Consider the following 9,857-nt stretch of genomic DNA (forward strand, 5'->3'; position numbering starts at 1 on the left):
CCCGTCGCGGCCGACGGGCCGCCCCTAGTCCCAGTCCCGCGCGTATCGATGGCCGAGGCTGGTCAGCAGTTCATATTGCGACATGCCCGAGGCCGCAGCGGCCGCGGGTAGCGCGAAGTCGATCGCGACCCAGTCGCCTTCCGCCAGAAACGCGGCGGCAGAGACGTCGAGCGCGACGAGATCCATCGATACCCGGCCTATGACGGGGAGCCGCGTGCCCCCTGCCTGGGCGCCGCCGCGATCGGAGAAGCCGCGGAAATAGCCGTCGGCATAGCCGAGGTTGATGATCGCCACCTCGGTATCGCGGGCCGCGCGCCAAGTGGCGTTGTAGCCGACGGTGGCGGCGGCCGGCACCGTGCGGCGCTGGAGAATCTCGGCATGAGGAAATACGACCTGCCGGATATCGCCGGCCAGCGATCCGCGCGGGATGCCGCCGTACAGCGCCAGACCGGGTCGCACGAGACCGAAGGCATAGCCGGCGCCGAGCGCGACCCCCGCCGAATTGGCGAGGCTCATCCGCCGCGCCGTGGTGACGCCGGCGAGGCCTGCGAAGGCGCTGCGCTGCGCCTCGTTCATCGCCATGCCGGCGGCGTCCTCGTCATCGGCGCAGGCGAGGTGGCTCATCAGCGTGTCGATCGCGAGGCCGCCCAGCAGCCCGGCGCGCACCGCATCGGGCGAGACGCCGAGGCGGTTCATGCCGGTGTCGACCATCACGTCGCACACGCCGCCACCCGCATCGCGCCAGCGCGCGACCTGCGTCTCGGTCGAGAGCACCGGTCGCGCCGGGACGGCCAGTGCCGCCGTAAGGTCTGCCGCGCGCACGCCGTGGAGGACCGACACCGACAGGCCGAGCGGCGCGAGCGCGGCGGCCTCCGCCCAGGTGGCGACGAAGAAGTCGCGGCATCCAGCCTTCGCCAGCCGCCCCGCGACCTCGACCGCGCCGAGACCATAGCCGTCCGCCTTCACCGCCGCGCCACACGCCGCCGATCCCGCCAGCCGGTCGAGCGCCCGCCAATTGCCGGCGAGCGCATCGCCATCGAGGTGGAGACGTAGGGGAAGCGGCAACGAGGGCATGGGCGAGGCAATAGGCAGACAGAGGGAAGGCGTCGAGGGCATGGCCTATGTGGTTGCGGATCGGGGGACGGTCTGTTCGTGCGGGCGCTCGCCGCCTAGAGCGCGATGGTGACCGACGCGCTCCCCTCCCCTCGCCGCCGCCTCGCCATCATCATCGTGGCGGCGCTGGCGATGCGGGCGCTGGCGATCGGCAATCCGGTCGTCCATGTCGACGAGGAATTCTATCTCGCCGTCGCGCGGATGATGACTCATGGCGCGACCCCCTATCTCGACGTGTGGGATCGCAAGCCGGTCGGGCTGTTCCTGCTGTATATGACCGCGGCATGGCTGCCGGGGATCGCCGCGACGATCGCCTATCAGGCGCTGGCCTTCGCCGCGGTGGTAGGAGCGGCGTGGGGCGTTGCGGCGCTGGCGACCCGGGCGGGATGGGCGCGCGGCGCAACAGCGGCGGCGGTGGCCTATATCGTGTGGCTCGATCCGCTGGGCGGCGTCAGCGGGCAGTCGCCGGTCTTCTACAATGCTCCGATGGCGGCGGCGGCGTGGCTGGTCGCGACCGGCGGCCACGCGACGAGGCGGCGGTGGCGCGGGATCGGCGCGATGGCGCTGGTCGGGCTGGTGCTGCAGATCAAATATGCTGCGGTGTTCGAGGGCATGTTCTTCGGCTGCTGGCTGCTCGCGGACGAGTGGCGGGCGCGGCGGTCGATCGTAGCGCTGATCGGCTATGCGGCGGTGCTGGTGGCGGTGGCACTGGCGCCGACGCTGGCGGCCTATGGCTATTATGCAAGCATCGGCCATGCTGAGGATTTCCTCTACGCCAACGTCTGGTCGATCATGGCGCGGCATCCAGATCCTTGGGGCGAGAAGCTGGGCAATGCCGCGACGCTGGTGCTGATCCTGTCGCCACTGCTGGCGATGGCCTGTGCCGCGCGGGGCCGTAGCGACGGGGGCGAGGCGCGGGTGCGACACTTCGTCTTCGCATGGACTGGCGTGGCGGTGGCGGGGGTCGTCGTGTTCGGCGGCTGGTTCGACCATTACGGCCTGCCGATCGTCCTGCCCGCCGCCACCGCCGCCGCCGGCTTCCTGGGCGCCATGCGCGAACGGCGCTGGGTAGTGCCGGCGATACTGGGCGTGGCGGCGATCGTCGGGCTGGCGACGGTCGCGATCAACCGGGCGCAGCGTGGCAACGACGCTGAGCTGGCGGCGATCGCGGCGGCGGTGGGGCGCGGGCCGGGATGCCTGTACGTCTATTCGGGATCGGTATCGCTCTATGCGCGAACGGGGCGCTGCGCGCCGACGCGCTGGCTGTTCCCCAGCCACCTCGGTCGTGCGCGCGAAAGCGGTGCGATCGGCGTCGACCAGCTGGCGGAAGTGCGGCGGATCTTTGCGACGCGACCAGCGGCGGTGGTGATGCGCCCGCGCTATCGTGGCGAGCGCGGCGACGTCCATGCCCTGGCCAAGGCGGAGGTAGCGCGCGGCTATCGCCTGGTTGCGCGACTGCCGATGGGGAACGAGACGGTCGCGGTCTATCGGCGGGTGGGCTGAGGCCTAACGTCCATACGCAAAAAGGGGTCGACATCGCTGCCGACCCCCTGTCGCTTCGGCCGATCACGACGCGGCCTGGCCGGTGTCGCTCCTCGCCCTCGGCGGCGAGCGCGCGGCGGGTGCTCGGGAGAGCACGGGCCGATCGCCCTTCGCTCACCGCCCTCTTCCGCACGTCGCCCGAGGGCGTCGGCTTCCGGGCCGGTGGCTTTGCGTCGCCCCGTCGATCCCGCCGAAGCGGCATCGCCGGACCATCGCGCTCGGATGTCGCCAAGCTGAGAACCGGTCTTCCCGTCGCAGCCGCTTGACGCGGCGCGCCGATCATACCGGGGCTCGTGCCAGCCCCATCCGATCCGTCGATCGCCTTCCCGCTTCCAAGGAAGCGTTTCGACCGATCGCCGTCCAGGTCTTCGATCGAACTGCGGTTTCCCGCCGGTCGTTCTCGCCCTGTGGGATGGATGCTGTCACGACAGCCGAGTCGCACCAAGCGGCGACGCGCGACGGAGCCTGTGGATAACGGGGATAAATAGTAGCAACCTACTAGATGAACGCGACGTTGTTTCCCGTTCATGCAACCGCCGCCGCCGCCACGACGTTCTCGCCCCGTAACAAGGACGGGAGACCCGTAATGCGTAATATGATGCTCATTCTTGGCTGTGCGGCGATGGCCGTGCCGGTGTCGGTGGCGTTTCCGACCAGCGAAGCCGGCGCGCAGCGCTACAAGTATCGCGAATGGCGCGACAACCGCGGCCGCCTGCGCTGCCGCAAGGCCGACGGCACGACCGGCCTGGTGGTCGGTGGCGTCGCCGGCGCGCTGCTCGGCCGGACGATCGACACCCGCGGCGACCGCACGGTCGGCACGCTGGGCGGCGCGGTGGCCGGCGGCCTGCTGGGTCGCGAAGTCGATCGCGGGTCGAGCCGTCGTCGCTGCGGCTGACGCCAGCCACTGCAACCTTTGGGGGGCGTCGCGGATTGGCCGCGGCGCCCCTTTTCGATTGACGGAGATAGTGACATGACGACCCGCACCGCGACCGCCCGCTACGAAGGCATGGGCAAGAATGGCAAGGGCGAGCTGACGACCCAGTCGGGCGTGCTCGACCACAGCCAATATGGCTTCAACACGCGCTTCGAGAACGGCCCGGGCACCAATCCCGAAGAGCTGATCGCCGCCGCACATGCCGGCTGCTTCACCATGGCGCTGAGCTTCGCGCTGGCAAAGGCGGGCCATGAGACGGGGTCGCTGGAAACCAAATGCGCGATCACGCTGGAAAGCGAGGGCGACGGCTTCACCATCACCAAGTCGGCACTGACGCTGACCGGCAAGATCGACGGCATCGACGCCGATGAGTTTCGCCGACTGGCCGAAGACGCCAAGCAACATTGCCCGGTATCGAAGCTGATCAACGCCGAGACGACGCTCGAGATAGCGTAAAGGTGAACGTAATGTAGTTATAGGTTCAGGCAACGATTCGGGCGGGAACGACGTTTTAGTTGCACACATCGACAGAGGAAGTTGACCATGCGGTTCGCATTTCTATCGGCGGCCTTGGCTGCCAGCGTCGTCGCCGCCGTGCCGGCCGTCGCGCAGGACAACCCACGCGACATCGATCGCGAATACCGCGGCGAGGTGCGTGACGCACGTCAGGACTATCGCCGCGACCTGCGCAACGCCGATTCGCGCCGCGACGTGCGCGATGCGCGCCGCGAGTATCGCGACGAGGTTCGCGATGCGCGCCAGGATCGCCGCCAGGATTATCGCGAGTGGCGCAACTACGACTACAACCGCTTGCCGCGGGGTCAGCGCGCCTATTACGCCGACCAATATTATCGCGATGGCCGCTATTACCAGCCGCGCCGGCTGACGCGAAACGACCGCATCTATCGCGGGCAGAACGGCCGTTATTATTGCCGTCGCAGCGACGGAACGACCGGCCTGATCGTCGGCGGTCTGGCGGGCGGCGTGCTCGGCAACGTCATCGCCGGCGGCGGTTCGCGGCTGCTCGGCACGCTGATCGGCGGCGCCGGCGGCGCGGCGTTGGGGTCATCGATCGATCGCGGCCAGGTGACCTGCCGCTGATCGTCACCCGGTGACGCACGATGACGGGCTCGGCGAGCGATCGCCGGGCCCGTTTCGCATTCGGACGATCAGATCAGGCCACCGCCCAGCGACAGGCGGATGACGGCGACGACGAGGACGAACAGGTTGAAGTTCCGCCCGCTCGTCCGCGACGACAGGATACCCGCCGCCGCACCGACCACCGCGATCGGGATCGCGATGTAGTTGAACACGCCGAGCAGCGGGATCAGCCCGGGAATGACGAAGACCAGCGCGACGAGGCCGATCAGGATCGAGAGGATGTTCATGGCCGCGAAGATGGCGGTGCGTCGGGCGGGGTGCAAGGTTTCGGTGCTTCTCCCGTCATCCCGGGCTCGACCCGGGATCCAAGGTTGGGCAGGCGACGTCGCCTGATCCTCTCGCCAGTCGCTCGCGGCTAGATGGATCCCGGCTCAAGGCCGGGATGACGGGAGGAAACTGGGATGACGATGAGTATAATCACACACCCTTCGCGCGACCGGCAAAACCAGCTAGGGGCCGACCATGCCTCTTTTTCTCGTCATGCTCGGCGGTGCGTTCGGTGCCGGGGCGCGGCATCTTGTCGGCCGGGCGATGCTCGGCTGGCTGGGGCCGGCCTTTCCCTGGGGGACGCTGTCGATCAACATCGCCGGCAGCCTGTTGATGGGCGTGCTCGTCGGCACGCTGGCGCGGTTCCAGCTGGGCGATAACTGGCGGCTGTTCCTAGCGGTCGGTGTGCTCGGTGGGTTCACGACCTTCTCGTCCTTCTCGCTCGACGCGGTGACATTGGCCGAACGTGGGCAGCTGATCGCTGCCGGGGCCTATGTGATCGCATCGGTGACCGTTTCCATCGCGGCGCTGGTCGCCGGGCTCGCCGCCGCGAGGAGTTTCGCATGACCGACGCCGTCCGCACCTTCACCGTCGATGCCGAGGACGACGGCATCCGCCTCGACCGCTGGTTCAAGCGGCACCTGCCCGACACCAGCTTCACCACCGTCGCCAAATGGGCGCGGACGGGGCAGCTGCGCGTCGACGGCGCGCGCGCGACGCCGGGCGACCGCATCGCCGCCGGGCAGCAACTGCGGGTGCCGCCGCCCGAGCCCGTCGCCACCCACGCCAAGCCGCAGCGCCAGCGGGTGCCGCTGACCCCCGACCAAGTCAGCTTCGCCAGCGAGATGGTGATCCACCGCGACCCGATGGCGTTGGTGCTTAACAAGCCCCCCGGCCTTGCCACCCAGGGCGGCACCAAGACGCACGAGCATGTCGACGCGCTGCTCGACGCCTTCGCCGACGACGAGGGCGCGCGGCCCAAGCTGGTCCATCGGCTCGACAAGGACACGTCGGGCGCGCTGCTGGTGGCACGGACCCCGCGCGCGGCGGCGTTCTTCGCCAAGACCTTTTCGGGGCGCACCGCCAAGAAGGTCTATTGGGCACTGGTCGTCGGCGTGCCGTCGATCGACGACGGCGTCGTCGACCTGCCGATCGCCAAGCAGCCCGGCACCGGCGGCGAGAAGATGCACGTCGACGAGGAGAACGGGCAGTCGGCGCGCAGCCGCTATCGCGTGATCGAGCGCGCGGGCAATCGCGCCGCCTGGGTCGAGCTGCAGCCGTTCACCGGGCGCACGCATCAGCTGCGCGTTCACATGGCGGCGATCGGCCATCCGATCGTCGGCGACGGCAAATATGGCGGCCCGGCGGCGTTCCTGACCGGCGGGATCAGCCGCAAGATGCATCTTCATGCGCGCCGGCTGCGCGTCGATCATCCCGATGGCGGCCAGATCGACGTTCAGGCCGAGCTGCCGCACCATTTCGCCGAAAGCCTGACGACCCTGGGCTTCGAGCAGATGCTGGGCGACCAGATGCCGCTCGACGAGCATGTCCCCGAAACGCGCGAGGACAAGAAGCAGCGCGCGCGGGCGCATGCCAAGACGGTGCGCAAGGAGCGCAAGGGCGAGCGGCGCGGCCGCGGCGCTCCGGCGGTGGCCGGCAAGGCTGCCCCGAGCAGGGGCGCGGCGGGCAAGGGCCCGGCAGGCAAGCGGCCGGGTGCCGGCGCCACCACCCGCGGCAAGCCCAAGGCGCCGTCGCGACCGACCAAGCGCTGATGCATCCCGACGGCGCCTTCGCAATGGACGCGGCGGCGATGCAGGCGCTGGTGCGCGACCTCGCCTTTGCGCATCTGTTCGTCTCGGCGGGCGGCGCGTGTGCGGTGGTGCACGCGCCGGTGACGCTCGACGACGACGGCAACCTGCGCTTCCACCTGGCGCGGCGCAATCGGGCGGCGGCGTTGCTGGCGGGCGAGGCGCACGGCATCGCGAGCATCGGTGGGCCGGGCTTCTATGTCAGCCCCGACTGGTATGGCACCGATCAGCAGGTGCCGACGTGGAATTATGTCGCGGTCGAGGTGGAGGGGCCGATCCGCCCGCTGCCGCGCGACGAACTCATCGCGCAGATCGATGCGATGAGCGCGCAGCATGAGGCGCTACTGGCGCCCAAGCCCGCGTGGACGCGCGACAAGATGGACGCGGCACGGTTCGACGCGATGGTCGGTGCGATCAGCGGCCATGTCCTGGTCGCGAAGACGTGGCGGGGCACGCGCAAGCTCAGTCAGAACAAGCCCGCCGATGCGGTGCGCGGCGTCGTCGCCTCGCTCGAGGTCGACGGCTGCGTCGCCGAGGCAACGCTGGTTGCCGAAGTGAATGCGGGGAAGCTGGCGTGACCCGGCTCGCGGTGTTCGATTGCGACGGGACGCTGGTCGATAGCCAGGCGAACATCTGTCGCGCGATGGAAACCGCCTTCGCCGCCAACGGCCTTGCGCCGCCCCCGCGCGAGGCGACGCGGCGGATCGTGGGGCTGAGCCTGGTCGAGGCGATGCGCGCGTTGCTGCCCGATGCCGACGAGGCCGCGCACCGGCGGCTGGCGCAGGATTACAAGCATGCCTTCCACGCGATGCGGGGCAACGGCGGGCTCGGCGACGAACCACTGTTCGACGGCATCGTCGCGGCAATCGACCAGCTGGCGGCGGACGGCTGGCTGCTGGGCGTCGCGACCGGCAAGTCGGATCGCGGGCTCGGCCTGCTGCTCGCGCATCATGGGCTGAGCGATCGCTTCGTCACGCTGCAGACCGCCGACCGGCATCCGTCGAAGCCCGATCCATCGATGCTGCTCGCGGCGATGGCGGAGGCCGGCGCCGAGCCCCATATGACTGCGATGATCGGCGACACGAGTTTCGACATGGCGATGGCACGCGCGGCGGGCGCGACGGCGGTTGGCGTCGCCTGGGGCTATCACGCACCCGACGAGCTGGCGGCCGCAGGAGCGAAGCTGATCGCCGGCCACGCGCGCGACCTGCCGGGGATGCTGGCATGAGCGGCGATCCGGCGAAGAAGCGCTGGTTCGCGATCGTCGCCACGCGGCTGGCGGCGGTGGCGGGCGCGGTATTCGGGCTGGTGCTGGTCGGGCGGGCGAGCGACACGCCGAACAAGCTGCTCGGCGCGGCGATCGTCCTGGCGGCGCTGTACATGATGGCGGTGGTGCCGCGCGCGCTCGCGCACAAGTGGCGGAGCGGCGAGTGAAGCGGTTCTGGAAGGACGTGACGGTCGGCGACGACCGGGTGGTGGCGCTCGACGGCAAGCCGGTGCGCACGCCGGGGCGCGTGCCGCTGGCGCTGCCGACCGAGGCGCTGGCCGCGGCGGTAGCGGACGAATGGCGCGGGGTCGGCGACACGATCGATCCGCGCGCGATGCCGCTGACCGGGCTCGCCAACGCCGCGATCGACCGGGTCGGGCCGCACCACGACGCCTTTGCCGCGGGGCTCGCCCGCTATGGCGAGGGCGACCTGCTCTATTATCGCGCCGATTCGCCCGACCCGCTGGTCGAGCGGCAGGCGGCAGCGTGGGATCCGGTGCTCGATTGGGCGCGGGCACGCTACGACGTGCATTTCGAGCCGGTGGCGGGCGTGCTCCACCATCCGCAACCGGCGGCGACGGTCGCCCGGCTGGGCGAGGCGGTGGCAGCGCTCGATGCCTTCCGGCTGGCGGCGCTGTCGCCGCTGGTGACGATCACCGGGTCGCTGGTGTTGGCGCTGGCGCTGGTGGAGGGGGCGATCGACGGCGATGCGGCGTGGGATGCGGCGCATGTCGACGAGGACTGGCAGGCGGAGCAATGGGGCCGCGATCCGCTGGCTGAGGACGCGCAAGCGACGCGGCGACGGGATTTCGACGCGGCGCTGCGGTTTCTGGGGGCTTTGGCGGATTGAGCGGCTTCATCCCCGCTGAGGCGGGGAGCCATACTGGCTGGTGGTGGTGAGTCCCACGTCGATCCGAGGAAAATGGATTCCCGCCTTCGCGGGAATGACGGGGGTGGCCCAGATCAGGCCAGCGGCACCATTTCGCCCGAGCGCAGCAGCTTGCGGATGAATCCGATGATTCCGGTCTGGCGCGAACGCTTCAGCCGTTCGGCGGCGAGGATCGTCTTGATCGACTGGTAGCATTCCTCGACGTCGTCGTTGACCAGGACATAGTCGTAGCCGTCCCAGTGGCTGACCTCGTTCGCGGCGCGATCCATGCGGGCGTCGATGACTTCCATCGAATCGGTCGCGCGGCGTTCCAGCCGCTCGCGCAGGATCGGCATCGACGGCGGCAGGATGAACATGCGGACGACGTCGCCGCCGGCCAGCTGGTGAAGCTGCTGCGCTCCCTGCCAGTCGATATCGAACAGGATGTCGCGGCCCTGTTCGAGCACGTTCCACACCTGTGCCTTAGGCGTGCCGTAGCGATGACCGAAGACGTGGGCCCATTCGAGGAAGTCGCCGTTGGCGACCATCTCGCGGAAGGTGTCGAGATCGACGAAGTGATAATCGCGACCATCGACCTCACCGGGGCGGATCGGGCGAGTCGTGTACGACACCGAGACGCCGAGCTCGGTTTCGCTGGCCAGCAGCTTGCGCGCGATCGTCGACTTGCCAGCGCCGGACGGTGACGAGAGGACGAACAGAACGCCGCGCCGCTTGAAGCCGTGAGGATCGGGCCGGGGGGATTCGGCGGCGAGTTGCGGCGGGGTCGCGTCCATGGACGCCGCTAGTGGCGCCCGGCGACGCCGCGCGTCAAGCGCGACGCCGCCAAGCGCCCATAAAAACGGGTTGCTGTCGAATGCCGGTCACACCGGCATCGGA

The 9,857-nt window shown here is 69.6% G+C and carries 13 protein-coding genes; 10 read left to right on the forward strand and 3 right to left on the reverse strand.

The features are described 5' to 3' along the window. Positions 1–24: 24 nt before the first annotated feature. The gene (locus GGQ80_RS08390) at positions 25–1,074 is read right to left on the reverse strand and encodes an alanine racemase (RefSeq protein ID WP_183983686.1); all 1,050 of its coding nucleotides are present in this window, start codon (positions 1,072–1,074) and stop codon (positions 25–27) included. A 108-nt stretch (positions 1,075–1,182) separates the two neighbouring features. Here GGQ80_RS08390 and GGQ80_RS08395 point away from each other — a divergent pair, with 108 nt between their 5' ends. The 4 genes from GGQ80_RS08395 to GGQ80_RS08410 all read left to right on the forward strand — a co-directional run bounded on the left by GGQ80_RS08395 (position 1,183) and on the right by GGQ80_RS08410 (position 4,690). Continuing rightward, complete coding sequence (locus tag GGQ80_RS08395; protein WP_343050953.1) at positions 1,183–2,616, forward strand: hypothetical protein; 1,434 nt, start codon at positions 1,183–1,185, stop codon at positions 2,614–2,616. Positions 2,617–3,241: 625 nt separating this feature from the next. Further along, positions 3,242–3,550, forward strand: a complete 309-nt coding sequence (locus GGQ80_RS08400; protein ID WP_183983690.1) for a glycine zipper 2TM domain-containing protein — start codon at positions 3,242–3,244, stop codon at positions 3,548–3,550. Between the two features lie 75 nt (positions 3,551–3,625). Continuing rightward, on the forward strand, positions 3,626–4,045 hold the full coding sequence (locus GGQ80_RS08405; RefSeq protein ID WP_183983693.1) for an OsmC family protein: 420 nt from the start codon (positions 3,626–3,628) through the stop codon (positions 4,043–4,045). A gap of 87 nt (positions 4,046–4,132) precedes the next feature. Next, a complete protein-coding gene (locus GGQ80_RS08410; RefSeq protein ID WP_183983695.1) occupies positions 4,133–4,690 on the forward strand; it encodes a glycine zipper 2TM domain-containing protein in 558 nt (185 codons plus the stop codon). Positions 4,691–4,758: 68 nt separating this feature from the next. On the opposite strand, the gene GGQ80_RS08415 is transcribed toward GGQ80_RS08410, so the two are convergent. After that, a complete protein-coding gene (locus tag GGQ80_RS08415) occupies positions 4,759–4,977 on the reverse strand; it encodes a hypothetical protein (protein ID WP_183984088.1) in 219 nt (72 codons plus the stop codon). A gap of 235 nt (positions 4,978–5,212) precedes the next feature. On the opposite strand from GGQ80_RS08415, the gene crcB reads away from it, so the two are divergent. The 6 genes from crcB to GGQ80_RS08445 are packed head-to-tail and all read left to right on the forward strand — an operon-like array spanning position 5,213 to position 8,942. Continuing rightward, on the forward strand, positions 5,213–5,584 hold the full coding sequence (gene crcB / locus GGQ80_RS08420; RefSeq protein WP_183983697.1) for a fluoride efflux transporter CrcB: 372 nt from the start codon (positions 5,213–5,215) through the stop codon (positions 5,582–5,584). After that, complete coding sequence (locus tag GGQ80_RS08425; protein WP_183983699.1) at positions 5,581–6,789, forward strand: RluA family pseudouridine synthase; 1,209 nt, start codon at positions 5,581–5,583, stop codon at positions 6,787–6,789. The genes crcB and GGQ80_RS08425 overlap by 4 nt, the downstream gene beginning before the upstream one ends. Further along, positions 6,789–7,403 carry an FMN-binding negative transcriptional regulator gene (locus GGQ80_RS08430; protein ID WP_183983700.1) on the forward strand — a complete coding sequence of 205 codons (615 nt, stop codon included), beginning with the start codon at positions 6,789–6,791 and terminating at the stop codon, positions 7,401–7,403. Before GGQ80_RS08425 ends, GGQ80_RS08430 begins: the two co-directional genes overlap by 1 nt. Then, positions 7,400–8,053 (forward strand): HAD-IA family hydrolase, encoded by a 654-nt coding sequence (locus GGQ80_RS08435; protein WP_183983702.1) that lies wholly within the window; start codon positions 7,400–7,402, stop codon positions 8,051–8,053. Before GGQ80_RS08430 ends, GGQ80_RS08435 begins: the two co-directional genes overlap by 4 nt. Then, positions 8,050–8,259: a hypothetical protein gene (locus tag GGQ80_RS08440; protein WP_183983704.1), complete on the forward strand. Its 210-nt coding sequence runs from the start codon at positions 8,050–8,052 to the stop codon at positions 8,257–8,259. Before GGQ80_RS08435 ends, GGQ80_RS08440 begins: the two co-directional genes overlap by 4 nt. Then, positions 8,256–8,942, forward strand: coding sequence for an ATP12 family protein (locus GGQ80_RS08445; protein WP_183983706.1), 687 nt, complete (start codon positions 8,256–8,258; stop codon positions 8,940–8,942). The genes GGQ80_RS08440 and GGQ80_RS08445 overlap by 4 nt, the downstream gene beginning before the upstream one ends. A 113-nt stretch (positions 8,943–9,055) precedes the next feature. Here GGQ80_RS08445 and gmk read toward each other — a convergent pair whose 3' ends face one another. Beyond that, positions 9,056–9,754, reverse strand: a complete 699-nt coding sequence (gene gmk, locus GGQ80_RS08450) for a guanylate kinase (protein ID WP_183983708.1) — start codon at positions 9,752–9,754, stop codon at positions 9,056–9,058. Positions 9,755–9,857 lie beyond the last annotated feature (103 nt).

It is taken from the genome of Sphingomonas jinjuensis (assembly GCF_014197105.1).
Taxonomy (GTDB): Bacteria; Pseudomonadota; Alphaproteobacteria; order Sphingomonadales; family Sphingomonadaceae; genus Sphingomonas; species Sphingomonas jinjuensis.

Excerpts from the sequence above, each read along its gene's own strand:
- GGQ80_RS08415 (WP_183984088.1), bottom strand. The coding sequence starts at position 4,977 with ATGAACATCCTCTCGATCCTGATCGGCCTCGTCGCGCTGGTCTTCGTC.
- GGQ80_RS08410 (WP_183983695.1), top strand. The coding sequence starts at position 4,133 with ATGCGGTTCGCATTTCTATCGGCGGCCTTGGCTGCCAGCGTCGTCGCC.
- GGQ80_RS08425 (WP_183983699.1), top strand. The coding sequence starts at position 5,581 with ATGACCGACGCCGTCCGCACCTTCACCGTCGATGCCGAGGACGACGGC.
- crcB (WP_183983697.1), top strand. The coding sequence starts at position 5,213 with ATGCCTCTTTTTCTCGTCATGCTCGGCGGTGCGTTCGGTGCCGGGGCG.
- GGQ80_RS08405 (WP_183983693.1), top strand. The coding sequence starts at position 3,626 with ATGACGACCCGCACCGCGACCGCCCGCTACGAAGGCATGGGCAAGAAT.
- GGQ80_RS08430 (WP_183983700.1), top strand. The coding sequence starts at position 6,789 with ATGCATCCCGACGGCGCCTTCGCAATGGACGCGGCGGCGATGCAGGCG.
- GGQ80_RS08440 (WP_183983704.1), top strand. The coding sequence starts at position 8,050 with ATGAGCGGCGATCCGGCGAAGAAGCGCTGGTTCGCGATCGTCGCCACG.
- gmk (WP_183983708.1), bottom strand. The coding sequence starts at position 9,754 with ATGGACGCGACCCCGCCGCAACTCGCCGCCGAATCCCCCCGGCCCGAT.
- GGQ80_RS08390 (WP_183983686.1), bottom strand. The coding sequence starts at position 1,074 with ATGCCCTCGTTGCCGCTTCCCCTACGTCTCCACCTCGATGGCGATGCG.
- GGQ80_RS08400 (WP_183983690.1), top strand. The coding sequence starts at position 3,242 with ATGCGTAATATGATGCTCATTCTTGGCTGTGCGGCGATGGCCGTGCCG.